This is a genomic window from Mycobacteroides abscessus ATCC 19977, from assembly GCF_000069185.1.
Lineage (GTDB): Bacteria > Actinomycetota > Actinomycetes > Mycobacteriales > Mycobacteriaceae > Mycobacterium > Mycobacterium abscessus.
The window spans coordinates 2,699,338-2,723,611 of record NC_010397.1; the positions used below are offsets into that span (position 1 = coordinate 2,699,338).

25 protein-coding genes are annotated in these 24,274 nt (G+C 64.4%); 10 read left to right on the forward strand and 15 right to left on the reverse strand.

Features of this window, described 5'->3' with window-relative positions:
• Positions 1–21: 21 nt before the first annotated feature.
• Positions 22–729 (forward strand): carbonic anhydrase, encoded by a 708-nt coding sequence (locus MAB_RS13485; RefSeq protein WP_005111190.1) that lies wholly within the window; start codon positions 22–24, stop codon positions 727–729.
• Between the two features lie 92 nt (positions 730–821).
• Here MAB_RS13485 and MAB_RS13490 read toward each other — a convergent pair whose 3' ends face one another.
• Positions 822–2,069, reverse strand: coding sequence for a PucR family transcriptional regulator (locus MAB_RS13490; protein ID WP_005111191.1), 1,248 nt, complete (start codon positions 2,067–2,069; stop codon positions 822–824).
• Between the two features lie 342 nt (positions 2,070–2,411).
• Here MAB_RS13490 and MAB_RS13495 point away from each other — a divergent pair, with 342 nt between their 5' ends.
• The 3 genes from MAB_RS13495 (at position 2,412) to MAB_RS13505 (ending at position 5,833) form a co-directional block, all read left to right on the forward strand.
• Complete coding sequence (locus MAB_RS13495) at positions 2,412–3,122, forward strand: hypothetical protein (RefSeq protein ID WP_005111193.1); 711 nt, start codon at positions 2,412–2,414, stop codon at positions 3,120–3,122.
• Positions 3,123–3,883: 761 nt separating this feature from the next.
• Positions 3,884–5,272, forward strand: coding sequence for a flavin monoamine oxidase family protein (locus MAB_RS13500; RefSeq protein WP_005111195.1), 1,389 nt, complete (start codon positions 3,884–3,886; stop codon positions 5,270–5,272).
• A gap of 120 nt (positions 5,273–5,392) precedes the next feature.
• Complete coding sequence (locus MAB_RS13505; protein ID WP_005114401.1) at positions 5,393–5,833, forward strand: HIT family protein; 441 nt, start codon at positions 5,393–5,395, stop codon at positions 5,831–5,833.
• Here MAB_RS13505 and MAB_RS13510 read toward each other — a convergent pair.
• Positions 5,820–6,479, reverse strand: coding sequence for a nitroreductase (locus MAB_RS13510; RefSeq protein WP_005111198.1), 660 nt, complete (start codon positions 6,477–6,479; stop codon positions 5,820–5,822). The genes MAB_RS13505 and MAB_RS13510 overlap by 14 nt on opposite strands.
• 50 nt (positions 6,480–6,529) lie before the next feature.
• Here MAB_RS13510 and MAB_RS13515 point away from each other — a divergent pair, with 50 nt between their 5' ends.
• The gene (locus MAB_RS13515) at positions 6,530–6,988 is read left to right on the forward strand and encodes a peroxiredoxin (RefSeq protein ID WP_005111199.1); all 459 of its coding nucleotides are present in this window, start codon (positions 6,530–6,532) and stop codon (positions 6,986–6,988) included.
• Here the strand turns inward: MAB_RS13515 and hisI are convergent, their stop codons facing one another.
• The 8 genes from hisI to hisD are packed head-to-tail and all read right to left on the reverse strand — an operon-like array spanning position 6,989 to position 13,394.
• The gene (gene hisI / locus MAB_RS13520; RefSeq protein ID WP_005111201.1) at positions 6,989–7,339 is read right to left on the reverse strand and encodes a phosphoribosyl-AMP cyclohydrolase; all 351 of its coding nucleotides are present in this window, start codon (positions 7,337–7,339) and stop codon (positions 6,989–6,991) included.
• Positions 7,336–8,109 (reverse strand): imidazole glycerol phosphate synthase subunit HisF, encoded by a 774-nt coding sequence (gene hisF, locus MAB_RS13525; protein WP_005111203.1) that lies wholly within the window; start codon positions 8,107–8,109, stop codon positions 7,336–7,338. The genes hisI and hisF overlap by 4 nt, the downstream gene beginning before the upstream one ends.
• On the reverse strand, positions 8,106–8,921 hold the full coding sequence (locus MAB_RS13530; protein WP_005111206.1) for an inositol monophosphatase family protein: 816 nt from the start codon (positions 8,919–8,921) through the stop codon (positions 8,106–8,108). Before MAB_RS13530 ends, hisF begins: the two co-directional genes overlap by 4 nt.
• 1 nt (position 8,922) lies before the next feature.
• Positions 8,923–9,654 carry a bifunctional 1-(5-phosphoribosyl)-5-((5-phosphoribosylamino)methylideneamino)imidazole-4-carboxamide isomerase/phosphoribosylanthranilate isomerase PriA gene (gene priA, locus MAB_RS13535; RefSeq protein WP_005114402.1) on the reverse strand — a complete coding sequence of 244 codons (732 nt, stop codon included), beginning with the start codon at positions 9,652–9,654 and terminating at the stop codon, positions 8,923–8,925.
• A complete protein-coding gene (gene hisH / locus MAB_RS13540) occupies positions 9,651–10,301 on the reverse strand; it encodes an imidazole glycerol phosphate synthase subunit HisH (RefSeq protein WP_005057924.1) in 651 nt (216 codons plus the stop codon). The genes priA and hisH overlap by 4 nt, the downstream gene beginning before the upstream one ends.
• Positions 10,298–10,921: an imidazoleglycerol-phosphate dehydratase HisB gene (gene hisB / locus MAB_RS13545; protein WP_005082200.1), complete on the reverse strand. Its 624-nt coding sequence runs from the start codon at positions 10,919–10,921 to the stop codon at positions 10,298–10,300. The genes hisH and hisB overlap by 4 nt, the downstream gene beginning before the upstream one ends.
• Entirely contained in the window at positions 10,918–12,048 is a 1,131-nt protein-coding gene (locus MAB_RS13550; RefSeq protein ID WP_005068570.1) for a histidinol-phosphate transaminase, read from the reverse strand. Before MAB_RS13550 ends, hisB begins: the two co-directional genes overlap by 4 nt.
• Positions 12,045–13,394: a histidinol dehydrogenase gene (gene hisD, locus MAB_RS13555; protein ID WP_005068574.1), complete on the reverse strand. Its 1,350-nt coding sequence runs from the start codon at positions 13,392–13,394 to the stop codon at positions 12,045–12,047. Before hisD ends, MAB_RS13550 begins: the two co-directional genes overlap by 4 nt.
• Before the next feature lie 144 nt (positions 13,395–13,538).
• Between hisD and MAB_RS13560 the strand changes: the two genes are divergently transcribed.
• A complete protein-coding gene (locus MAB_RS13560) occupies positions 13,539–13,913 on the forward strand; it encodes a nitroreductase family deazaflavin-dependent oxidoreductase (RefSeq protein ID WP_005111210.1) in 375 nt (124 codons plus the stop codon).
• 35 nt (positions 13,914–13,948) lie between these two features.
• Here the strand turns inward: MAB_RS13560 and nadC are convergent, their stop codons facing one another.
• The 3 genes from nadC to nadA are packed head-to-tail and all read right to left on the reverse strand — an operon-like array spanning position 13,949 to position 17,405.
• Entirely contained in the window at positions 13,949–14,815 is an 867-nt protein-coding gene (nadC, locus tag MAB_RS13565; protein WP_005082204.1) for a carboxylating nicotinate-nucleotide diphosphorylase, read from the reverse strand.
• Complete coding sequence (locus MAB_RS13570) at positions 14,809–16,374, reverse strand: L-aspartate oxidase (protein ID WP_005111211.1); 1,566 nt, start codon at positions 16,372–16,374, stop codon at positions 14,809–14,811. Before MAB_RS13570 ends, nadC begins: the two co-directional genes overlap by 7 nt.
• Positions 16,375–16,376: 2 nt before the next feature.
• On the reverse strand, positions 16,377–17,405 hold the full coding sequence (gene nadA, locus MAB_RS13575) for a quinolinate synthase NadA (protein WP_012296580.1): 1,029 nt from the start codon (positions 17,403–17,405) through the stop codon (positions 16,377–16,379).
• Positions 17,406–17,487: 82 nt separating this feature from the next.
• Between nadA and MAB_RS13580 the strand changes: the two genes are divergently transcribed.
• Complete coding sequence (locus tag MAB_RS13580) at positions 17,488–18,183, forward strand: NUDIX hydrolase (protein WP_005111216.1); 696 nt, start codon at positions 17,488–17,490, stop codon at positions 18,181–18,183.
• A 63-nt stretch (positions 18,184–18,246) separates the two neighbouring features.
• A complete protein-coding gene (locus MAB_RS13585; RefSeq protein ID WP_005111219.1) occupies positions 18,247–19,569 on the forward strand; it encodes a lipase family protein in 1,323 nt (440 codons plus the stop codon).
• A gap of 6 nt (positions 19,570–19,575) precedes the next feature.
• Here MAB_RS13585 and MAB_RS13590 read toward each other — a convergent pair whose 3' ends face one another.
• Positions 19,576–20,112 carry a TetR/AcrR family transcriptional regulator gene (locus MAB_RS13590; RefSeq protein WP_005111221.1) on the reverse strand — a complete coding sequence of 179 codons (537 nt, stop codon included), beginning with the start codon at positions 20,110–20,112 and terminating at the stop codon, positions 19,576–19,578.
• A gap of 80 nt (positions 20,113–20,192) precedes the next feature.
• On the opposite strand from MAB_RS13590, the gene MAB_RS13595 reads away from it, so the two are divergent.
• Both MAB_RS13595 and MAB_RS13600 read left to right on the forward strand, forming a co-directional pair.
• Complete coding sequence (locus MAB_RS13595; protein ID WP_005111224.1) at positions 20,193–21,413, forward strand: FAD-dependent monooxygenase; 1,221 nt, start codon at positions 20,193–20,195, stop codon at positions 21,411–21,413.
• A 159-nt stretch (positions 21,414–21,572) separates the two neighbouring features.
• The gene (locus tag MAB_RS13600; protein ID WP_005111228.1) at positions 21,573–23,303 is read left to right on the forward strand and encodes a prolipoprotein diacylglyceryl transferase; all 1,731 of its coding nucleotides are present in this window, start codon (positions 21,573–21,575) and stop codon (positions 23,301–23,303) included.
• Here MAB_RS13600 and MAB_RS13605 read toward each other — a convergent pair.
• Positions 23,300–24,220 carry a LysR family transcriptional regulator gene (locus MAB_RS13605; protein ID WP_005111231.1) on the reverse strand — a complete coding sequence of 307 codons (921 nt, stop codon included), beginning with the start codon at positions 24,218–24,220 and terminating at the stop codon, positions 23,300–23,302. The genes MAB_RS13600 and MAB_RS13605 overlap by 4 nt on opposite strands.
• Positions 24,221–24,274 lie beyond the last annotated feature (54 nt).

A 24,274-nucleotide genomic window follows, 5' to 3' on the forward strand; every position in this document is an offset into this window, starting at 1 on the left:
CCTATATCGAAAGTCTGAGCTTTGATCGTGTCCACAAACCGGCGAGCACTGCTTCTAGGCGGGCTTGCGTTCACGGCCGTCGCCGCGTGCTCACGCATTGCTCCAGCGCCGGCAACTCACTCCCCCATCACCGAACACGGCGACCCGCTCGAAATACTGAAGGCAGGCAATGCCCGCTTCGTCAGCGGACAGATGTCCCATCCCCATCAATCGCCGCAACGGCGAGCCGAGCTGGCGACCGCTCAGGATCCTTTCGCAATAGTGTTCAGCTGCATTGATTCTCGGGTTCCGCCGGAGATCGTGTTCGACCAGGGTCTAGGCGATCTATTCGTAATACGCACCGGTGCACAGAATTACGATGCCCTAATAGCCGGCAGCGTTGAGTACGGCGCGGTCATGGACCACACGCCGCTCATGGTTATTCTGGGCCACCAGCGCTGCGGCGCAGTGACTGCGGCAGTGAAATCGCTGGAGCAGAGCACACCCGCGCCTGCTCACCTCGCCGATGTAGTCGAAGCGCTCAAACCGGCCTACCTACAAGCCAAACAGGCAAAGCGGGAATCCCGTGACGAATTGATCGAGGCGACCATTCGCGCCCAAATCCGGATAACGGTCAGTGAGGCGCACGCCGACCCGCCCTTGGCCTCGAACGTCAAGAACAACGAGCTACGAATAGTCGGCGCGTACTACACACTCGACACCGGCATCGTGACCTGGCTAAACAACTAGTCAGCTCAGTGGAGCCAAGGCAGAACCACAACCGACTCCGCCCAATATGGTTTGGCCTAGCGAGGACATAGATCGAGAAGCGTGGCCACCCATCACCGACCCGCGCGCACACGCAGCAGGGTCAGGGCGGCCGCCACCTCGATCGGGTTGCGTGCGAAGGGTTTCGGGAGGAGTTCGTCGACGCGAGCGAGGCGCCGATCAATGGTGTTGCGGTGGGTGTACAGCCGCTCTGCCGTGCTCGTCCGGTTGAGAGCCTCTTCCACGTAGGTGAGTACCGTCTGGTGCAGCACCGGGCTAGCGGACTGGAATTCACCGAGTACATCCGTGACGAATTGGTCTGCCGACGCAGGGTCGGCGGACAGCAGGTCCATCAGGTGGACGTCCTCATAGCGCACGACGGAGAGCGGAGAGCCCAGGCGGGCCAAAAGCCGTTGCGCGGCAGCCGCATCCATGTGGGTTCGGCGGAATCCCGCCATCCCGGTCGCGGCGCGGCCGAGCGCTACCCGCACACCTGACCGTCGCCCCAGACTGTCCATGAGAACAGCGACCGTGGGTGTCGTCTTCGCGGGTATCCACAGCCACAACGCCACCGTGCCGGCGACCACCGTCAGACGGCGGTCGGCCCCGCACGCTCTCATCACCTGTTCGCTGGCGCGCTCAAGCGCGGCGATCTCCTTCTCGGAGTCGACCCAGACCACCGCGCCGATATGTGAACCGGTCAGCGCGTAACCGAGCTGTGCTTCGGCCCGGGCGGGCGCAATGTCGGCGCCCTGGAGCAGGAGTTCGACCGTGGCGTAGCGCTGCAACTGCGAGCCGCCGGCGAGCTCCTCGCGCACTCGCCGCACATGTTCTGCCAGCTCGGCGATCGAGTCGTCGACGAATGTGGTGAGCGAATTGCTGGTGACCTCGATCAGCTCACAGAGTTGTTCCTTGTCATCGGTCACCTGAAAGCAGGCTGCTAACCACCACTTCCAACCCACCCGCTGAACCGCGCGCCATGACTGGATGTCGTCGGTCGTGAGACCGCGCAGGACGACGTCACGCGCATAGGTACGCATCGCGCTGCCCGTTGCGGGCCTGACCCGGTGACCGGGTTCGGAGATATTGGATGTCAGCCAATGCTTGAGGTTGGAGACCGTCAGACGTGCGTCGACCTCTGCGATCACCGGATCGTCGGCGATCGTCCGGTATCGCGGGTCTTCGAGGGATGCTGCCGTGAGATCGCCGGCGACTTCCCCGGACCTCGCCAACATCTTCTCGGCCAGTTCGCGGATCAACCGGCGGACCGGCTCGGATGCATCTGGCCACAACTGATCCGGCGTCATGCTCTGAGTGTGCACGCGCTCGCTCCCCTCGTTCAAGGCGTTCCCACAGATGCCTGCGGGGATTGCTTGAATCCGCCGTGAGGCATCTCAGCTAGCACGGGCATGTGATCACCTCATGCCTTTGTCGGCCTTTCATACCCTTGGCCTCAACCGACCGCGAACCCCCGGTACGGCAGCAGGCTGGATGTGTGCATGCTGCACCTAATCCGGCCAAAAGTAGGTGCGCAGTGCAGCTGTGACTCGGGTCACCAGGCGACGACAGTAATCCACCATGGCGAGACAACGCGCGCCTGCAGGCTGGCGCGCCCAGCTCACACCGTTGTCTCCGTCGCCTGAACTCGAAAGGAATTCTGCAATATGAGGGATATCGCCCTCCTGATATCCGCTGTCTGGCTGATTGTCATCGGATACTGGTTCGGATGGAAGTTTCTCCGCACCTATAGGAACTACCTTCTCGGCCTTGAATGGTTGGTCGTCGGGGTGTCCGCTAGTAACTTCCTCATCGGAGCGCTGCTTGGTGTCGAGAAGGGCGGAATCGCCTACGCCATCTCATTTTTCCTCGATGCGTTCTCGCGATCAGTCGGCTTCACGATCATTCTCGTCATGGGCATGATGGCCGTCACTCACCGGTACAAGCCGACTGTTCGCACCGAGATCAGCGTATTCGTGCTGGCGATCGCGGCTGCGCTCTACCTTCGCAAGTTCCACGACAACGGCTTCCATGTCGTTCCGGCAACCTTCTACGTCGTTGTCAACCTGCTGACCGCGCTGTTCCTGGCGTACGTCGCCAAAAGGCTCTGGGATTCCGGCGCCCGTAGACTCGCCGCCTGGACCGGCTCGGCTACAGCCGCGGGGTCTATCGTCGCGCTCACCTACGACTTTTTCCCTCTGCCCTTCGACGACCAGAATCGCACGATCTTCTACACCGCCGCACTGGCCACGTGGGGAGTTCAAGGGCTTGTCTACTTTCGCGCATACCGTGCACTGCACGCTCATAACGTGGCTACGGCTACGTACTCAGAGCACAGCCAGAGCCGGCAAGGAGATGCCCGACTCAATTGCGGCTGAATTCTTCTGAACTACACGAAAACCGATTTCCGCGGTCCGCACTTTCAGTGGTTGCACTAGCAGTCGAGCCCATGCTCAGAAGCTAGACCCCGATCCTGGCTGCAAACCCAATATGAAAGCAAAGCAATGAATTTCAGCGATAAGTCCACCTCCTGCGCGCTCTTCTGAGCATCGCATCAGACCTCGAACGCCAAGCCGCGACTCGTACCTCCGCTGAACAGCACGATTGCGAGACACGCGCGCATTCCCTCACCGAAGAACATCGACCTTTGCCTGAATTCTCTCGGTTCCATCCATCGTTCCGCGCACGGCCCGACGCAGACACCGCTGACCGCAGCACCCACCGCGCGTTTTTCATCGGTACCTAGGTCAGCCTCTTCCCGCACAGCAAAGCTGATCAGGACGTGATAGCGGGCCCGGCGGTCGCCTGGTATCTGACCACAACCATGGTGCACCTTGCACCTGCGCCAGCCGAAACCCGGTGTGCACTGTCGTGGCGGCGGGAAGTCACGGCCAGCCACAGTGGACCTACCAAGCTACGGCAAACAACGAGGAGCTGGCCTCCATGACCGCTGAGCACGCTGCCAAGGAGGTTTCTCGTTGCCATACCGGAGCAGGAGTCCTCGGGATCGGTAGGGCAGCCATGAGCTATTCACATCCCACAGAACTGTGGCCGACTCAACCCCCGAAGACGTCCCGCGGTCTGCCAACCACGCAAGCGCGGGAGAAAACCATGAAAGAAACCCAACGAAGGAGGAGCAATGTCCAGATCAGTTGATAATGCTGTCGAGGCCGCTTCGGTCGATGTTGTGATTGTCGGCGCAGGCTTTGCCGGTTTGAGCGCCGCAGATCGGCTCGTGAATATGGGCGTTTCGGTCCTGGTCATCGACGCACGAGAAAGAGTCGGTGGCCGATCGTTCACTGGCGAAGTAGCCGGCGTCAAGGTCGACCTCGGGGCAACGTGGGTTGCCAAGCGCCACACCGCGATCCGTGACCTCATGGACCGCCTGGGCTGTTCGCTGACCCCGCAGTACGACGAAGGCGTCAACCTGCTGTGGATGGCCGGGAAACGTAAGACCTGGACAGGCACCCTCCCGACGGTCGACCCCGTGGACTTGGAGGACCTAGGGCGAATCACCATCGAGATGGGTAAGTTGCTGGAGACTATCAATGTCGATGCCGCGTGGAAGTCTCCGAACGCCGACCAGCTCGACTCGATCTCGTTCGGCGAATGGCTCAGCCAGCAGCAGGCTGTCACCAGCACTAATGCGCTGATGTACATCGTCACCAGGGTGCAGTGGGGCTGCAGCCCGCTCGACGTGTCGCTGCTGCACGTGTTGCGCTACGTCCAAGCAGTAGGCGGGCTCGACCACATGCTCGCCGTCGAACACGGACAGCAGGAGTACCGCGTCACCGAAACCACGCAAGAGATCGCCAAGCGCCTCGCTGCACAGATCGGCGACCAGATTGTGCTGAACACCCGGGTTCGCCAGATCTCCCAAGACGATAACGGCGTCACGGTCTCCACCGACTCGGGAGTGATCAATGCCAAGTACGCCATCGTCACGGCGGCCCCAGAGCATCGGGCTTACATCGAGTACCAGCCGGCCCTGCCGGCCAAGATCGAGGGGCTCACAACGAGCTTCCCGATGGGTGCGCTGAGCAAGGCGTTCGTTGCCTACGACAAGCCCTTCTGGCGGGCTGAGGGACTTTCGGGTGAGGCGTTGACCGATACCGCGCCGGTGTTCATCACCTTCGACGTGTCACCCAGCGATGACGGGCCGGGAATCCTCATGGTCTTCTGCACCGCTCGGGTGTACGACGGCTTCGGCCCGGAGGTTCGCCGGAAACTGGTTCTCAAACAATTGGTCGACCTGTACGGCGAGCAGGCCAACACCCCGATCGACTACATCGATCACTGCTGGGGCACCGAACCATTCGCCGCGGGCGGCCCGCACCCGGCCGCGCCGCCTTTTGCATCGGTGAACTACGGCGAGGCCCTCAGAGAGCCGCACGGGCGCATTCACTGGGCAGGTACCGAAACCGCGGGCGAGTGGGTCGGAACCATGAACGGCGCCATCCTGATGGGCCTGCACACCGCCGATCAGATCGCCCAGCAGCTCGGCGTCACAGGAGAGGTCTCGAAGTAAACCTCGTCCCGGTGCCCTCGGGGGTCTGTCTACCCCGAGGGCACCGCCGTGGTTCTGCCTATTGATCTCCGCAACGGATCGGACATGCATTCGATACGTCAACGCCTCTAGCGTGGGACGATGGCCGACGACTGCTTGTTTTGCGGGATCATCTCCGGTGTAGTGCCCAGCGTGCGGGTCTCCGAGGACGCCGAAACGTACGCGTTCATGGACATCAACCCCGGATCGGACGGACATCTGCTGGTGGTTCCGAAGCGGCACAGCACGGATCTGCTCGAGATACCGCCGGACGACCTCAGCGCCGTTGCCTTGGCGGCGCAGCGCATCGCCAAAGCGGCAGTCGCCGAGCTCGGCGCCGACGGGGTGAACCTGCTGAATTGCTGTGGGGCGCACGCCTGGCAGACGGAGTTCCACTTCCATCTGCACGTGATCCCGCGGTACACCGACAAATCCAGGGACGGATTGCGGTTGCCGTGGATCCCGGGGGTGCGCGGCGATACGCGCACCATCGCGGCGCTGGGAAACAGGCTGTGCGCGGCACTCGACGTCAAAGAAATGTGACGGTCTCCGACAGCGCTGCCCGCGGCATCTCTGGGGCCTTCGTTTCTGGATTCCTGTAACCAATCGACATGCCGCAGTACAGGACCCGCTGCGGTGGTGGCGCAATGACTTCTGCGACCGTGCGGTGATACTCCGCCCACGCGATTTGCGGGCAGCTGTCCAGCCCCTCCGCACGAAGCAACAGCATGATGGTTTGTAGATACATGCCCGCATCACCCCACTGAGGCGGCGGCATATCGCGGTCGAGATAGCAGAACAGCGCCGTCGAGGCGCCGAAGCAAGCCCAGTTGCCCGCTCGCACAGCAGCCCGGGCGTCATGATCGTCATGATCGATGCCAAGGGCGCCGTAGCGCCGGTGCCCGAAGTCGTACAGGCGTTCCCGGTAGGGGCTGTCCAGCGGTTGCGGGTACATCGCTACCTCCAGCGCATCGCCGCGATCCCCAGCGATCACGCGCCGGGCGATCCGCTCCTTGAGCTCCGCGAGACGCGCGCCGCTCAGCACATACACATGCCATGGCTGCAGATTCCCTCCGGATGGGGCCCGCGCGGCCGCCGTCAGAACCCTCGTGAGCGTGGCAGGACTCACCGGGCGATCAACAAACTCCCGGACCGAACGCCGGGAAGCCACCGCGTCATATACGTCCACACCACCGATGGTATGGCGGCCCGTCACCGGGCACGGGTAGCGTGCGGTTCATGAAACCTGGTGATCGCGTCGCGGACTTCGAGCTTCCGGATCAGACCGGAACTTCCCGCAGCCTGTCCGCCCTGCTGGCCGACGGACCTGTCGTGCTGTTCTTCTATCCGGCCGCCAATACTCCCGGCTGCACCGCCGAGGCCTGCCATTTCCGTGATTTGGCAAGCGAATTCAAGGAAGTCGGGGCTTCCCGGGTGGGTATCAGTGTCGATTCAGTGGAGAAGCAGGCCGATTTCGCCGACAAGCGCAAGTTCGATTACCCGCTGCTCTCGGACACCGGCGGCAAGATCTCCTCAGCCTTCGGCGTCAAGCGCGGGCTGCTGGGCAAGCTCGCGCCGGTCAAACGGACCACGTTCATCATCGACACGGACAAGACGATTCTGGAAGTCTTTGCCAGCGAGCTCAATATGAACGCACACGCGGACAAGGCTCTGGAGTTCCTGCGCGCCCGCAAGTAGTTAGGGCGCCTCGCCCAAGAGTTCGCCGGCGTCAAAGCAACTGTGCGCGCCGGTGTGGCACGCGGGTCCGGACTGATCCACTTCCAGGACCAGCGTGTCGCCATCGCAATCCAGCCGCACCGAACGCACGTACTGGGTGTGCCCCGATGTCTCACCCTTGACCCACAGGCGCTGGCGGGACCGTGAGAAGTAGGTGCCCTTCCGCGTCGACAGCGTCAGCGCCAGGGCCTCATCATTCATCCAGGCCACCATGAGGACGGTGCCCGTGCCGTGTTCCTGCACCACCGCGGTCACCAAACCAGCGCCATCGCGCTTCAGGCGGGCGGCGATATCTGGAGCGAGTTCGCTCATCGCACCGTGATCCCTTCTGCTGCCATCGCGGCCTTCACCTCGCCGATGGTCAGCTCGCGGAAGTGAAAGACACTTGCCGCCAACACCGCATCGGCACCGGCCTGCACCGCGGGCGCGAAGTGGCCGATGGCACCCGCTCCACCGCTGGCAATCACCGGGACGTCGACCGCGGCGCGCGCCGCAGCGATCATCTCCAGGTCGAATCCCGCCTTGGTGCCGTCGGCGTCCATGGAATTGAGCAAGATCTCGCCTACCCCTAATTCTGCTCCACGACTTGTCCATTCGATCGCGTCGATACCGGTGCCCCGGCGTCCGCCATGAGTGGTCACCTCCCACCCGGACGAGGTGGGCACATCGCCATCACGGACGCGTCGGGCGTCGACACTCAGCACGATGCACTGCGATCCGAACCGCTGCGCCAACTCGGCCAGCAGTTCCGGGCGTGCGATGGCCGCGGTGTTCACACCTACTTTGTCCGCACCGGCCCGCAACAACACATTGACGTCATCGACCGATCGCACGCCGCCACCCACCGTCAGCGGTATGAACACCTGCTCAGCCGTACGCCGGACCACGTCCAACATCGTGGCGCGCCCAGACGACGACGCGGTGACGTCCAGGAAGGTCAGCTCGTCCACGCCCTCGGCGTCGTACGCGGCCGCCAACTCGACCGGATCGCCCGCATCCCGGAGGTTTTCGAAATTCACGCCCTTGACCACCCGGCCGTCGTCGACGTCCAGGCATGCGATGACGCGGGTGGCAACACTCATCGGTAGTCCTCCGGATCTCCGACCTCAGCCAGTACTTCCAAGATCTGCTCCTGCACGCCCGGTGCCGCCACCAGTAGCGAGGGCGATTCCGGGGTCCAGGGCTCACCGTTCAGGTCGCTCGCATGGCCGCCCGCGGCCTGTACCAATGCGATACCAGCGGCGTGATCCCAGACATGCGCACCGAAGCTCACCGCACCACCCAATATTCCGCCGGCGGTGAACGCCAAATCGATTCCGGTACTGCCATGCATACGCAGCCGCGAGGTGATGCGGCTCAGTTTCTCCAGCACGGTCAGGCGGTACCGCCCCGGAACCCGGCCCTTCCAATCAACATTGAAGGTGCCCAGGCCCACGGCCACGTCCGCAAGATCGGTGCGCGGCAAGGGTGGCATCGCAACTCCGTTGCGGAACAACGGACCGCCCGTCACGGCGGCATACTTCTCCCCCATGAACGGCAACCAGGTCAGCCCGGCCACCGGCACACCGTCGGACATCAGCCCGAGCAGAATTGCGGCCATCGGAGAACCCGCCGCGTAGTTGACGGTGCCGTCTATCGGGTCGACTACCCAGACCAATCCGGAATCCACCGCCGGGCCGCCGAATTCCTCACCGTGCACCCCGATTCCGGTGCGCTCGGTCAGTGCCTGCACCACCATCCGCTCGATGGCGAGGTCTTCCTCGGTGGCAAAATCCTTGCCGCCCTTGAAGACCACACCCTCGGCCCCATGACCGGCCACGAAACGCTGGGCCGCCGCATCCAGAATCACGGACGCCTCGCGCACCAGAGCTTCCAGTTCCGCGGTCGTGGTCATCTCAGGAAACGGCTGCTATCGCATCGGGCAGGGTGAAACGGCCTGCGTAAAGGGCCTTTCCGACGATCGCGCCCTCGACACCGGCGCCGGTCAATTCCGCGATGGCACGCAGATCATCCAGACTCGACACCCCGCCCGAGGCAATGACCGGAGCGTTGGCCACACCGGCGACCTGTGCCAGCAGCTCAAGATTTGGCCCGGTCAGGGTACCGTCCTTGGTTACATCCGTGACCACGTAGCGCGAACATCCCTGTGCACGCAGACGTTCGAGCACCTCCCAGAGATCTCCGCCGTCACTCACCCAGCCACGGCCGCGTAGACGGTGTGCGCCCTCGACAATTTCGACATCCAGACCCACAGCCACGCGTTCACCGTGCCGGGCGATCGCCGAAGCGCACCATTCGGGGTCCTCCAGCGCAGCGGTACCGAGATTGACTCGTGCGCAACCGGTGGCGAGCGCCGCGGTCAACGCCTCATCGTCACGGATACCACCCGAGAGCTCCACCTTGACGTCGAGCTCACCGACGACCTGCGCCAGCAGCTCACGATTTGAGCCACGGCCAAAGGCCGCATCCAGGTCCACCAGATGTACCCACTCGGCACCGTCGTTCTGCCACGCCAGTGCCGCGTCACGCGGCGAACCGTACGTGGTTTCACTGCCCGCCTTGCCCTGCACCAGGCGTACAGCCTGACCGTCCGCGACATCAACCGCCGGTAATAGAACGAGACTCAAGAGATTCCCTTCACCCAATTGCTCAACAACACGGCCCCCGCGTCACCACTCTTTTCCGGATGGAACTGTGTGGCAGCAAGTGGCCCATTCTCCACCGCCGCGACAAACGGCACGTGGTGGGTCGCCCAGGTCACCAGCGGCGGCGCGATCGGCGACTCGCCGGGCGTTTCCAGTTCCCACTTCTGCACCGCGTACGAATGCACAAAATAAAAGCGGGTGCCTGCGTCGAGCCCAGCGAAGAGCTGCGAACCAGGTGCCGCATCAACGGTGTTCCAACCCATATGCGGAATCACGGGCGCATCGAGGCGGCTGACCACACCGGGCCACTGCCCACACCCTTGCGTATCGACACCGAATTCGATGCCGTGACTGAACAGGATCTGCATTCCCACACAGATGCCCAGCACCGGGCGCCCCCCGGAGAGCCGGATATCGATGATGCGTTCGCCGTCGATACCACGCAGTCCCTCCATACACGCCGCGAAGGCTCCCACACCGGGGACCACCAGACCGTCAGCGTTGAGTGCCGTACTGGAGTCGGCGGTCACCGTAACATCGGCGCCAACCCGTTCCAGTGCACGCTGTGCGGACCTCAGATTGCCTGAGCCGTAGTCGAGGACAACAACTTTCGGCCCAGCACCGGTCACAGGCTGCCCTTGGTCGACGGCACACCGGTGACCCGGGGATCGGGCTCGACGGCCTGGCGCAGCGCCCGGGCCACCGCCTTGTATTGCGCCTCGGTGATGTGGTGCGGGTCGCGGCCGTAGAGAGTGCGCACGTGCAGCGCGATCCGGGCGTTGAGCGCCAGCGACTCGAATACATGCGCGTTGATCACGGTATGGTAGGGCACCGAAGAGCCAGCAATCGTGGTGTGCAGCAGATGGTCCGGCTCACCGGTGTGCACACAGTAGGGACGACCGGACACATCCACCACGGCATGCGCCAAAGTCTCGTCCATCGGGATGAAGGCATCGCCGAACCGCCGGATGCCCTTCTTGTCCCCGAGAGCCTCGGCCAGCGCCTGCCCCAGGGTGATGGCGGTGTCTTCCACCGTGTGATGGGCCTCGATTTCGGTGTCGCCCTTGGCGGTTATCGTGAGATCAAAGCTGGCATGCGTGCCCAGCGCGGTGAGCATGTGGTCGTAGAACGGCACTCCGGTGTCGATCTGTACCTGGCCGGACCCGTCCAGGTTCAGTTCCACCACGATGTCCGACTCACGGGTGGCCCGCGCCACGCGCGCTGTCCGCGCCTGAGTTGGAACCGTCATGATGCCTCCACTTCTAGGTCCGTCGCAGCCAGACTGTCGCTGACCTTCAAGAACACGTCATTCTCGCTCGCCAGTCCGACAGTCACACGCAGATAACCCGGAATGCCGACATCCCGAATGAGAACACCCGCATCCAGGTACCGCCGCCAGCTCGCCGCGGCATCCGCGAATCTGCCGAACAGGATAAAATTGGCGTCACTGGGAATCACCCGGAACCCGCTGGCCGACAAGGCTTCCGATACCCGAATGCGCTCCGCGACCAACGTCGCGACGCTGCCGAGAGTCTCGGCGCGGTGTTTCACAGCGGCACGCGCGGCTGCTTGGGTCAGCACCGAAAGGTGGTACGGCAAGCGCACCAATAACAGGGCATCGATGACAGCCGGGGCCGCCACCAGGTATCCGAGCCGCCCGCCCGCGAAGGCAAACGCCTTGCTCATGGTCCGACTGACGATCAGTTTCGCGGGATACTCATCAACGAGCGTGATCCCACTCGGCGCCGCCGAGAACTCGCCGTACGCCTCGTCCAGAATTACCACGCCCGGTGCCACGTCGAGAATCCGGCGGAGCGCATCCAACGGAATCGACTGCCCCGTCGGGTTGTTGGGGCTCGTCACGAAGACCACGTCGGGCTTACGTTCCCGCACGGCAGCCACCGCACTGCCGACATCCAGCGAGAAGTCCTCCGAACGCTGCGCCTGCAGCCACTCGGTTTGGGTTCCGTCCGAGATGATCGGATGCATCGAATAGGACGGCGTGAACCCCAGCGCCCTGCGGCCCGGACCGCCGAAGGCCTGCAAGAGCTGTTGCAGCACCTCATTGGAACCATTTGCCGCCCAGACATTCTCGGCCACGACAGGCACGCCCGTCTGCTCCGTGAGGTAGGTGGCCAAATCCGTACGTAGGGCAACCGCGTCACGATCCGGATAGCGGTGTAGCTCCCCCGCTACCTCACGGATGGAGGCTGCGACGTCGTCCACCAGGCCTGCCGACGGCTCGTGCGGGTTCTCGTTGGTGTTCAGCCGTACCGGCACTGTCAATTGCGGCGCGCCGTAGGGACTCTTGCCGCGCAGGCTGTCCCGCAGCGGCAGGTCCTCCAGCCGGGCCGAGCCACCGATCGGCACGCTCATGATCGCTCGAACCTGCGTCGGACGGCCTCACCGTGCGCGGGCAGATTCTCGGCGTTAGCCAGTGTGATCACATGCCCGGCGACCTCTTTGAGTGCCGCTTCGGTGTAGTCCACGATGTGGATACCGCGCAGGAAGGTCTGCACGGACAACCCGCTGGAATGCCGCGCGCATCCGGCGGTGGGTAGTACGTGGTTGGAGCCGGCGCAGTAGTCGCCGAGGCTCACCGGCGACCACGGCCCCAGGAAAATCGCACCGGCATTGCGCACCCGCGCGGCCACCGGCACCGGTTCCACCGTGTGAATCTCCAGGTGCTCGGCCGCGTAGGCGTTTACCACCTTGATGCCCGCGTCGATGTCGTCGACAAGCACGATCCCGGATTGCGTGCCGGTCAGCGCAGCGGTGACGCGTTCGGCGTGCACCGTGGTCGCCAATTGCGCAGAGGTCTCCTTGACCACCGCGTCGGCAAGTGCCGCACTGTCGGTGACCAAGACGCTGGCCGCCAACACATCGTGTTCGGCCTGGCTGATCAGGTCGGCGGCCACATGCACCGGATCGGCGGTCTCGTCAGCGAGAATCGCGATCTCCGTAGGGCCGGCCTCCGCGTCGATGCCCACCAGCGATCGGCACAACCGCTTGGCAGCGGTGACATAGATGTTTCCGGGCCCGGTGATCATGTCGACCGGTGCGAGCTCAGCCCCATCGGTATCGGTGCCGCCGTGCGCCAGCAGCGCCACGCCCTGTGCGCCACCGACCGCCCAGACTTCTTGGACACCGAGCAACTGCGCCGCCGCCAAAATGGTCGGATGCGGCAGACCGCCGAACTGCGCTTGGGGCGGCGACGCTATGACGAGCGATCCCACTCCCGCTGTTTGCGCGGGCACAACGTTCATCACGACGCTCGATGGGTACACGGCGTTGCCACCGGGCACGTATAGGCCCACCCGCTCGACAGGTACCCACCGCTCGGTCACCGTCGCGCCGTCGGCAACCGTGGTTACGGTGTCCTGGCGGCGCTGATCGGCGTGTACGGCCCGGGCACGCAGAATCGCCACCTCGAGCGCGTCGCGCACGGCGGGGTCTAGATCGGCGAGGGCGCGGTCCAGCTCTGCCGCGGGAACCCGGACGGTGCCGGGACGGACACCATCGAATTCGGCACAGAAATCCAGTGCGGCCTCCGCGCCGCGGTCACGAACTGCCTCTACGACGGGCCGCACCCGCGGTAATACCGCGTCGACGTCCGTGCCACCCCTGGGCAGGGCAGCGCGCAGGTGCGACGGCGACAGGCTCGCACCACGCATATCGATACGGCGAAGCAGGACGGGCGCGGCGTCATTCACATAAGCCATTCTCCCAGAGCTGCTCAACAGCATTTACCACGCAGTCACCGGTTGTATGTGACGCACGTCTAACTAGACTCGTGCGCGAGATTCCCGCACCGACCCCAAACGATCGGAATATCGATGTCAGCAAATAACCAGCCCGGCGTCCCCATGCTCCTGCCCGAATGGCTGGAACGAGCTCAGATCAAGTACATCAACCCGCTTATGGCCCCCATCGCGCGGTTTCTGCCCTCATTCGCCACCGTCACACATTACGGACGCACCTCTGGCACCAAGTACGAGACCACCGTGAACGCATTCCGCAAAGGCAACGTCGTCTCCATCGCTCTCATTCACGGCAAGACCAACTGGACCAAGAACGTGATCGCCGCCGGCGGAGCCGACATCACGCTGTTCGGCGGCAGGCAGATCCATGTGGTCAACCCCCGCATCGTGGAGCAGGGCCAGGGCGATCCCGCCCTGACACGCGCCACGCGTCAGGTGAACAAGCGCGCCGGCGTCTTCGTGGCCGAGATCGCACAGTAAGCCGGTACTCCCGGCGCCACACGCTGGTGCGCGAGTTACATGTCCAAACCGATGTCGAGCACCCGTGCGGAGTGGGTCAATGCCCCAACCGCAAGGTAATCGACACCTGTCTTGGCGTACGCAGCGGCGGTTTCCAGGGATAACCCGCCGGAGGCTTCGAGCTTGAGTTGCGGTGCGCGGGCGTCGCGCCGTTGCACCGCAACTTGAGCCTGCCACACCGGGAAGTTGTCCAGGAGCACCAGTTCTGCCCCTTCGGCCATGACCTCGTCAAGTTGTTCCAGCGAGTCCACTTCGACCTCGCACTCGATGTCCGGCGCTACCGCGCGGACCGCGCGCAGCGCAGCAACGACCGAGCCCGCGGCCACCACATGGTTGTCCTTGATCAGCGCCGCGTCTCCGAGGCCGAGCCGATGGTTGACCCCACCTCCGGCACGTACCGCATATTTCTGCAAAAGGCGAAGTCCGGGAAGGGTTTTCCTGGTATCGCGGATCCGCGCACCGGTGCCGTCGACGGCATCCACCCAGGCGGCAGTGGTGGTAGCGATGCCAGAGAGATGACACACCAGATTCAACATGGTGCGTTCGGCGGTCAATAGGTCACGCGTCGGCGCGGTGACGGTAAGCAGCGATACGCCGGTTCCCACCCGAGCCCCATCGGTGAGGCGACTGTCCACTCGGTAATTACCGGCACCGACAACCTGGTCGAGCACGATGAGGGCGATGTCGACTCCGGCGATCACCCCGCCCGCCCGGGTCACCATCGATGCGGTGCATTCGGCATCTGCGGGCACGGTCGCCCGACTGGTGATGTCCGGGCCGTAATGCAGGTCCTCGGCAAGAGCGCGCTCCACCACCGAACGCGCCTCCGCGAGTTCGGTTTCCGTCAGTGTTCCGGTCAACATGGCACTCCAGACGGTAGCGCAACTTCGCATCCATCCGCGTCGCGGCGCACCGGAAGGCTGACGGCAAAATGCGAATCGGTTCGGGGCCAGTCCGAACGGGCATGGCAGCCGCGCGATTCTGTGCGTGCCGCGGCAGCCGTCGCCACAGCCTGCGCTGTCAGGGTAAGCGCCGCATCCTCGACGTCGCGCGGTGTCATGCGAGCGGGGTCAACCGGTGACACAGTGCCGCAACGTAGTTCGGCCTCCAACAGGCCGAGCCCGTCGGCATCCCTCAGCACCGACGCCCACCGAGTCATCGCCGACTGCAACCTTCGGCGATCCAGACGCGGTGGTGCGGGGTCGCGTTCATCCACCACACCGGCGCGGTCAGCGATCCGCGCAGCAGCTTCCCCGGCACGCCTACCCACCACCAAACCTTCCAACAAACTGTTGGAAGCCAACCGGTTTGCGCCATGCATACCGGTGCGCGCGACCTCGCCCGCGGCGAACAACCCGGCCACCTCGGTGTGACCGTACGGATCGGTGACGACACCGCCGCAGCTGTAATGCGCCCCCGGCACTACCGGGATCAGCTGGACCGACGGATCTATCCCGGCCGCCGCGCACGCGGCGGTGATGGTGGGAAATCGGATCGCAAAGTTACCGATGGCGCGGGCATCGAGGTAAACACATTGGTCTCCGCTCTCACGTAGTCGCCGCGCGATGGCCCCGGCCACCACGTCGCGCGGGGCCAGATCCCCCTGCGGATGCACACCCGCGGTCACCGAATCCCCGCGTGCGTCAACCAAGACGGCACCTTCGCCACGGACCGCTTCGCTGATCAGGGGCCGGCATCCGGCCGCATCCGGGGTGTGCAGCATCGTCGGGTGGAACTGGATGAATTCGATGTCGGCCACCGATACGCCCGCGCGCAGCGCCAATGCGATGCCATCGCCGGTCGATCCCTCCGGATTGGTGGTGGCCGAATATAGATGTCCCAGTCCGCCGGTGGCGAGCACCACGGCTCCCGCGTGGATCACCCCAATCCCGTCGCTGTTTCCCACGAGCACGCCGCCCACGCCCTCGGGCCCGACGAGGATGTCGTGCACGACGTGGCTGCGGCGGACGTCCAACATCGCTGCCGCGTGATCAAGCGCGCGCTGCACCTCCGCGCCCGTGGCATCGCCACCGGCGTGGATGATGCGCCGCGCGCTATGCCCGCCCTCGCGGGTCAACGCCCACTGACCCGAACGCGATTCATCGAATCGCGCGCCGTCGGCGACCAGATCGCGTACCGCCCGGTATCCGTCGGACACGATGGACCGGACCGCCTCGGCATCACATAGCCCAGCTCCGGCGCTCAGCGTGTCCAGTACATGCGCCTCGATGGAATCCTGCGAATCCGGGAGCACCACGGCGATCCCGCCCTGCGCGAAATGCGTGGCGGTCGCACCGACCTTGCTCAGTACCACGACCTTGCGGCCACGCCGGTGCACCGCCAAGGCGGCCGCAAGCCCGGCGACACCCGCACCGACGACGACCACATCTGCGTCAGTGCGCCAGGTGGTCCCCGCCGGCATGGTCATTCTCCGCCGCCGGGTTGTCCGATCTCGATCATCCGCTGGACGCTGCGGCGGGCCAGGCGCGCGGTGTCCGGATCGACATCCACCTCATCGCGCCCCTCCACCAGGCATCGCAACAACGCCGCCGGAGTGATCATCTTCATGTAGGTGCACGAGGCCCTGTCGTTGACCGCCAGGAAGTTCACATCGGGAGCCGCCTTGCGTAACTGGTGCAGCATGCCCACCTCGGTGGCCACCAGCACTTCGCGGGCCCGGGTCTCGCGGGCGGCGTCGAGCATGCCGCCCGTCGAGAGGATTTTCACCCGATCGTCGGGAACGGCGCCCTCGCCGGCCAGGTACAGCGCCGATGTCGCGCAGCCGCATTCGGGATGCACAAACAGCTCGGCATTCGGGTGCGAGCGGGCCTGTCCTGCCAGCTCGTCGCCATTGATACCGGCGTGGACATGGCATTCACCCGCCCAGATGTGCAGATTCTGACGGCCGGTGACCCGCTTGACGTGTGCGCCGAGGAACTGATCCGGGCAGAACAGCACCTCACGGTCGGGATCTATGGAAGCGACCACGTCGACCGCGTTCGACGAGGTGCAGCAGATATCGGTGAGCGCCTTCACGGCGGCCGTGGTGTTGACGTACGAGACGACGACCGCGTCAGGGAACTCCGCCTTCCAGTCGCGCAGTTGGTCGGCGGTGATGGAATCGGCCAGCGAGCATCCCGCACGCTGGTCGGGGATGAGCACGGTCTTCTCGGGGCTGAGGATCTTGGCAGTTTCCGCCATGAAGTGCACGCCACAGAAAACGATCGTGTCTTCGGGCGCCTCGGCGGCGATACGGGACAAGGCCAGTGAATCACCCACGTGGTCCGCCACGTCCTGAATGGCCGGCAGCTGATAGTTGTGCGCGAGCACTGTCGCACCGCGCTGTTCGGCCAGTCGGCGCACCATCTCGGCCCAGCGGGCATCGCCCTCCACACCGGTGTATCCACCGGGACCGTCAATCACACCGTCAAGTACTACGTCAGCTGCGGTCATGGCCGCCTCCTCGCGCCTCGGGTCTCGGTCTACAGCCGGGCCGGGCTTGGATGACCGAGGTTTTCGACTTATGATCGAAAACATGGTCCATACTAGCACCGAGCATGAAGTGTTAGCCGTGGTGTTCCAAGTACGTCACTTTGACAAGGCCCAGACGCCCGAGCTCGCGGTGCTGCTGTGGCAACGAGCCCTCGATCCGCATCGCGGCGCCTGGGCCCTGCCCGGTGGCCGGGTACGCGCCGACGAGGATCTCCCCTCGTCCATCCGGCGCCAGCTCGCCGAGAAGGTGGACGTGCGTGAGCTGGCACACCTCGAACAGTTGGCGGTGTTCTCCGAACCTCGCCGAGTTCCCGGCCCACGCACCATCGCCTCGACGTTTCTCGGGCTGGTCCCCTTCCCCGCCACACCGGCCCTTCCCGACGACACTCAGTGGCATCGCGTGAACCATCTGCCTGCCATGGCCTTCGACCATCAGGTCATGGTCGCGCACGCACATACGCGGCTGGCCGCCAAGATGTCCTACACCAACATCGGGTTCGCCTTGGCGCCACAGGAATTCACCCTCTCGACACTGCGCGATATCTACTGCGCGACCCTTGGATATCCGGTCGACGCCACCAACCTGCAGCGCGTGCTGGTGCGGCGGGGTGTGCTTACCCCCACCGGCACCACCGCGAGATCGGGCCGCAGCGGCGGCCGCCCCGCCGCTCTGTACCGATTCACCGACGACCGGTACCGCGTCACCGACGAGTTCGCCGCGCTGCGCCCTCCCGGCTGACGGACTAGCTTCTTAGAGTCCTCTTAGGGTATGAATGCCAGGGACCTTGAAGGGAGCGCAGGTATGGCATCGCACGACCTGGCGATATCTGCTGACGTCAAGTGGATCGGCGAGGCCCCCCACCAGAATGTCGAGCGGGGCGCACCGACACTGCTGCCCACCGAGGACCCCTTCTACCTACCGCCACTCGGCTACGAGCACGCCGCGCCCGGAACGGTGCTCCGCAGCCGCGACGTCGAAATGGCTTTTCTCGGCGTCATTCCCCAGCGATTCACCGCGACCCAACTGCTCTACCGCAGCAATGACCTGAATCGGCGTGCGGACGCCGCAGTGACCACGGTCCTGATTCCCGACCACGACGATCCGGCCACGCCGGTGCCGATCGTGTCGTACCAGTGCGCCATCGACGCCGTGACCGACCGCTGCTTTCCTTCGTATGCGTTGCGGCGCGGTGCGCAGGCACTCGGCTCCTTCACCCAGTTCGAACTGCTCTTGATCGCCGCCCTGCTCGCTCAGGGCTGGGCGGTCTCCATTCCCGATCATGAGGGCGTCGACGGGAGCTGGGGTGCGCCTGACGAGCCCGGATATCGCACTCTCGACGGAATTCGCGCGGCCCTCAACTGCGACAGGCTCGGTCTCTCGCGGCAGGCACCCATCGGCTTGTGGGGCTACTCCGGTGGAGGACTCGCCACGGCCTGGGCCGCCGAAGCCAGCGCCGATTATGCCCCCGAGCTTTCGATCACCGGTGCCGTCCTTGGGTCGCCCGTGGGCGATCTCGGCCATACCTTCCGCCGTCTCAACGGCGGGCTGTTCGCCGCGCTACCCGGCCTTGTCGTCGCCGCTCTCTCCCATGTATACCCAGGTCTAGAACGGGTGATCGAAGAGCACGCGACCACCAAGGGCAAGGAGTTCCTCGGTCGGCTCGAAGATATGCCCACCTTCCGGGCCATCATCGCCATGGCCTTCAAGGATATGGACGATTTGGTGGACCGGCCGCTGGAGCAACTCCTGCAGACACCCGAGGTGCGGCACGTCTTCGACAGCATCAAGCTCGGCAAGACGGTGCCCACCCCGCCGGTCCTGATCGTGCAAGCCGTGCACGACGAGATCATCTCGACGTCCTGCATCGACGAACTTGCCGATACCTACCGCGGTGGCGGCGCCGATGTGGCCTACCACCGCGATCTGCTCAATGAGCACATCCTGCTGCACCCCATGTCCGCGCCCATGTCGATGGAATGGCTCAGCGCCCGGTTCCGTGGCGAACCACTTCCGACGGGACCACGCAGGACGAGCTGGCCACTGGCATTCAAACCGTCGACCTATCTCGGCCTGCTCAAACTGGGTTGGATCGGCGCCAAGGTGCTCGGCGGACGTTCCCTCTAGCGAATCTCAGCTCTCCAGCGCGGCGATGGCCGCCGCTACCGCCGTCTTCTTCACCTGTCGGTGCGGACGGTCCGCGTATTCGATGGTGCAATCCGACAATCCGCCGAGGGCCACAGTTGCCTGGATCATTTGCGCCGCCGAAGGTTTACCACCCGCAAGCAGGACGATCAGCCTGCGGCGCCATCCCATCATCCATTCACCCAATTCGAGTTGCCCCAGGGCAGCCAAGTCGCGCACGATGATGCCCAAGACAACCCGGTGAGTCCATAACACATCGAAGTAGTCCTCGAGCAGTTGACGCCTATCCCCTGCGTTATTCGTCGCCAGAAACGTTTGCAGGTCATCCACCATCGGCTGGACTATGCTCCGAACCAGCTCATCGCGCGACGAGAAGTGGTAGTACAGAGCGGGTTTGGTGATCTTAAGACGGCTTGCGATGTCCTGCAGGCTGGTATTGCGCAACCCGCGTTCGGCGAACAGGTCGCGCGCAACAGTCTGGATGCGCTCCCTGGTGCCTGGTGCGACGGCCGCGTCGGAGAGCATCTGCCGATCTTAACGCCTGACTTTCCGGTCGGTAAGCAGTACGCTCGCTCTACTTACCTATCGTTAAGTAAGGAGATGCCATGCGGGTGTTGATTTCGGGGGCGAGTATCGCGGGCCCCGTGTTGGCGTTCTGGTTGGCGCACTACGGGTTCGAGGTCACTGTCATCGAACGTTCACCCGCGCCGCGGAAGTCGGGCGGACATGCCGTGGACCTCTTCAAGCCCGCGATGGACATCATCGAGATGATGGGAATTCTCGACCACGTCGAGGCACAGAGCGCTGGCACCGAAGTCTTGTCGATACATCGCGAGGGCAAGCGGCTCATCGATCTTCCCGAGGTACTGATCTTCTCGGCCGTGTCGGAACGGCACGTCGAGATCATGCGAGATGACCTCAGCGAGATCCTGTATGGCGCCAGCGCCCCTAGCGCCGAGTACATCTTCGGCGATTCGATCACCGCCCTGACCGACGACGGCGCCGGCGTGCGAGTCGCATTCGACAGGGCCTCGGATCGACGATTCGACCTCGTCATCGGCGCCGATGGATTGCACTCACATGTGCGTGGCCTGGTATTCGGCCCGGAATCGGGGTATTCGCATTGGTTGGGCCAGTATCTCGCGGTCGCCTCCATACCCAACTATCTGGACCTGAGCGATCGCGCCCTGATGTACCCACAGGTGGACAAGATCGCCGGAATGTACAGCGCCGCACAGCTCTCTGATGCCCGGGCGTTCTTCCTCTTTCGCACACCAGAGCCCCTCGACTACCACCACCGCGATGTTGGCAGACAAAAGGCGCTGCTCGGCGAGGTGTACGCGGACGTCGGCTGGGAGCTACCCCGCATGCTCGCGGAGGTCGACGCCACCGACACCTTCTACATGGATTCGATCACCCAACTGCGCATGGATACGTGGTCCAAGGGCCGGATAACGCTCGTCGGCGACGCCGGGTACTGCCCCGGCCCGGCAGTGGGCGGAAGCACGAGCCTGGCGGTCGTCGGAGCGTATGTGCTGGCAGGGGAAATCGCGGCTGCCGCAGGTGATCACGCCAGGGCGTATCCCGCCTACGAAGCCGCACTGCGGGAGTATGTAGAGGTCAGCCGCAAACTGGCACTCACCGCATCCGGCACGCTCGTGCCCAAGAGCCGCCTTGGGCTGTGCACTCTTGTTCACGGCGCGCGAATCCTGGGACATTTGCCGTCGTCACTGACGCGCAGCCTCTCCCGACTCGTCGCCGCACGCCGGATAAATATCCACGACACGTTCGCGCTCCGCGACTACCAGGGCCTGATCAGCCGGTAGCGCATTAGCCAGAGCGTGGATGGGCAAGAGCGAGAACATCATTGGCGGCTACGACCGCCGAGTTGCTGAACGACACACTCTCGTTGCGGGTGTCACGCAGCGGCGCCGCACCACGTACGCTGACGTCCGGGTCGTCACAACAGAACACATAGGAGTGAGATGGACCGGACCGCCAATCCCTTGTTCAAGGCGGGCATGGCCGCTATCACCGCGACCGCATTGATAGTCGCGCCCGCGGTGACACCACCTACGCGACAGTCAATCCCCCTGCCCGACATCCGATCCGCCTCCGTGCGACTGAGTTCGCTCGCGTTCACTCCGCGGGCCGCCGAGGTACCGGCGAGTCCCCTCGCCGCACTGAAGCTCTCGCTCTCACCCGCATCCGCCGCGCCGGCCAGTCCACTGAAGCGTGCACCGCTCGGCCAACTCGCCACCGCCGTGCAGCCGCGCGCCGCTGCCGCGCCATTGCCCACACCCGTGAGTGCTCCTACGCAGCCCGACGCAGCGACTGCGTCGAGTCCCGTAGTGGCGAGTTCCCTCACCAACGGCATCGACCAGGCCTACCAGTTCATCCAATACTGGGTCGACTACGGGGTCGACCTCGCGCAGTGGGGCGCCGGATTCGTGCCCGTCATCGGTGGCCTCGTGAGCGCTCAGATCGGCATCGTCTACGACAATCTCGTTCGGCCCATTGCCAACAGCTTTGTCTATAACCTGGTCGACCCGATCCTCAACGACCCGAGTTTCTCCAACATCGTGAACTCGTTTGGACGGTTCGGCAGTGACATCGTGAATTCCGTCATCAACTTCGCGTGGGCGGAAGCGCGCTATTTCCTTCCCCCGCTACCGCCGCTGCCCGGCTTGGCCCTTCAGACGACTACCGATGCCAACGGCGCCGCACCCACCTCCGTCCACGAAGCATTGGTGCCGTTCACCAAGGCGTTCAAGGACGCCGAGGCACATTTCGCGGAGGCGCTTGGCCTGACCAAGCCCGACCCCAAGTCGGCCGCACTGGAAAAGACCGGCACCGCAGCGCAAACCGGAGAATCACTCAAGGAAACGACCGGGGAGTCCGTGCAGGAAGAGGGCAAGACCGCCGAGACGGGTGCTGCCACCGGCACCAAGGAGGCGCTGGACCGCAAGGAATCCGCAGAAGGCAAGGCGTCCGCCAACGACAAAGCCACCGCTGTCGCCGAAAAGACCAAGGCCGGCGACAAGGCGACGACGGAGAGCAGGGAACCGGTCACCACGGCGACCGAGGCCGCCAAGGAATCCACCAAAGACTCAGTCAAGGACGCCGCCGTACCAGGAGTTGCGGCTGACTCCGACGCGGCCTCCGGGAATCTGACCAAGGGCACCCTGGCCGCGAAAGAGACGGGGAATCAGCAACAATCGGCGACGGACGGCAAACCTTCCCCCAGTTCCGCGCCCGCCGACAAGCCCGACAAGCCGGTCAAACCGAAGGTCCCCGCGGCCAGCACGACCGAGCATGGGTCCATCAGCGCGCAGGGCATTGTCCGCGGCCCTGTGTCGCAGTCAACGTCGGGACAGTCCGGCCCGTCGGCCTCCACCCCCAAAACTGCCGATTCCAAGGTTTCCAGCTCCGGCGCTTCTGGTTTCCAGACGTCGGATACCGGCACGCCGGAGAGCAAGATGTCCGACACGAAGACTGCCACCGGCACGACGGCCGGCACCAAAGCAACCGAGACGAAACCAAAAGCTGCCGAGACGAAGCCCTCCGACGCCAAGTCTTCCGGTTCGACGACATCGGGCACGAAATCTCCCGGCACCACCGCGCACGACTCGGCGAACAAGCCCTCGGCTTCGGCGAGCAGTGCGGCCAAATCCGGTGGCGAAGGGTCGAAATCAAGCAGCGGCAGCCACCGCTAGCCCTTCCGGATCGCGGCGCTGTTGACTTCGGCTTGCGAGAAGTGTTGGAGCAGGAAGTCATTGAGGCGCCTCGTGGGTGCCGCACGGGTGGCTGTGCCCCAGGCCAGGGCAATGGCGCGGTGGTAACCGTCCCCCGCGAGCGGTATCTCGCGTATTCCGGGGAGTGCGCGATCATCGTGCGGGAGCAGCGCCACGCCGAGCCCCCGGCCGATGAGCTCGCGGATGGTGCTGAACTCCGTTACCTCGATCGTGACATTGGGGGCATATCCCGCTTCGCGGCACCACCGCTCGGTGAGCTGGCGCAGGTTGTAGCTGGGCGGATTGGCGATGAAGGTCTCACCGGACAATTCGCGGAGCCGCACCTGCGCGGCGCCGGCCAATCGATGGTCTTCGGGAACGGCGATGTGTATGTGCTGGGCACCTATCGTGATGTGGTGCAATCGTTCTGGCGCCGGTATCACGACGGCAAGGTCCAGGTCGCCGGTGAGCAGCTGCGCACCGAGTTCGCTGCCGTGGGCCTGCTTGAGCAGCACGCGGATGCCGGGGTGCCGATGCCGGAAGGCAGCCAGCAGATCGGGGATGTGACCTGACCCCATCGTCAGCGGGAATCCGAAGCGGACGGTGCCGCGCTCTGGGTCGGCGTCCCCCGTCACCTCCGAGAGTGTGTGATCGAGTTCGGCCAGCGGCTCGCGAGTCCGGGCCGCAAGCAGACGAGCCTCCGGGGTAAGGCGCACCGTTCTGCCGTCGTGAATGAGCAGCGGCACTCCCAGCGCCGCCTGCAATGCGTGAATACGCCGGCTCATCGACGACTGCGGAATACCCAATGTGAGCGCCGCCTGGGTCATGTGCCCGTCGTGGGCGGCGAGCTCCACCAGGGCTCGCAGCTGTGGCGCGAGCTGCGATGTCCACTGATCCATTATCGGATGGTACTGCTTCAATCATTCATTGGACGGAACGGATGGCATCGGCGG

Coding starts and splice junctions, on each gene's coding strand:
- MAB_RS13495 (WP_005111193.1), top strand. CDS start 2,412: ATGAGGGATATCGCCCTCCTGATATCCGCTGTCTGGCTGATTGTCATC.
- MAB_RS13500 (WP_005111195.1), top strand. CDS start 3,884: ATGTCCAGATCAGTTGATAATGCTGTCGAGGCCGCTTCGGTCGATGTT.
- MAB_RS13505 (WP_005114401.1), top strand. CDS start 5,393: ATGGCCGACGACTGCTTGTTTTGCGGGATCATCTCCGGTGTAGTGCCC.
- MAB_RS13515 (WP_005111199.1), top strand. CDS start 6,530: ATGAAACCTGGTGATCGCGTCGCGGACTTCGAGCTTCCGGATCAGACC.
- hisI (WP_005111201.1), bottom strand. CDS start 7,339: ATGAGCGAACTCGCTCCAGATATCGCCGCCCGCCTGAAGCGCGATGGC.
- hisF (WP_005111203.1), bottom strand. CDS start 8,109: ATGAGTGTTGCCACCCGCGTCATCGCATGCCTGGACGTCGACGACGGC.
- MAB_RS13530 (WP_005111206.1), bottom strand. CDS start 8,921: ATGACCACGACCGCGGAACTGGAAGCTCTGGTGCGCGAGGCGTCCGTG.
- hisB (WP_005082200.1), bottom strand. CDS start 10,921: ATGACGGTTCCAACTCAGGCGCGGACAGCGCGCGTGGCGCGGGCCACC.
- MAB_RS13550 (WP_005068570.1), bottom strand. CDS start 12,048: ATGAGCGTGCCGATCGGTGGCTCGGCCCGGCTGGAGGACCTGCCGCTG.
- hisD (WP_005068574.1), bottom strand. CDS start 13,394: ATGGCTTATGTGAATGACGCCGCGCCCGTCCTGCTTCGCCGTATCGAT.
- MAB_RS13560 (WP_005111210.1), top strand. CDS start 13,539: ATGCTCCTGCCCGAATGGCTGGAACGAGCTCAGATCAAGTACATCAAC.
- nadC (WP_005082204.1), bottom strand. CDS start 14,815: ATGTTGACCGGAACACTGACGGAAACCGAACTCGCGGAGGCGCGTTCG.
- MAB_RS13570 (WP_005111211.1), bottom strand. CDS start 16,374: ATGCCGGCGGGGACCACCTGGCGCACTGACGCAGATGTGGTCGTCGTC.
- nadA (WP_012296580.1), bottom strand. CDS start 17,405: ATGACCGCAGCTGACGTAGTACTTGACGGTGTGATTGACGGTCCCGGT.
- MAB_RS13580 (WP_005111216.1), top strand. CDS start 17,488: ATGGTCCATACTAGCACCGAGCATGAAGTGTTAGCCGTGGTGTTCCAA.
- MAB_RS13585 (WP_005111219.1), top strand. CDS start 18,247: ATGGCATCGCACGACCTGGCGATATCTGCTGACGTCAAGTGGATCGGC.
- MAB_RS13590 (WP_005111221.1), bottom strand. CDS start 20,112: ATGCTCTCCGACGCGGCCGTCGCACCAGGCACCAGGGAGCGCATCCAG.
- MAB_RS13595 (WP_005111224.1), top strand. CDS start 20,193: ATGCGGGTGTTGATTTCGGGGGCGAGTATCGCGGGCCCCGTGTTGGCG.
- MAB_RS13600 (WP_005111228.1), top strand. CDS start 21,573: ATGGACCGGACCGCCAATCCCTTGTTCAAGGCGGGCATGGCCGCTATC.
- MAB_RS13605 (WP_005111231.1), bottom strand. CDS start 24,220: ATGGATCAGTGGACATCGCAGCTCGCGCCACAGCTGCGAGCCCTGGTG.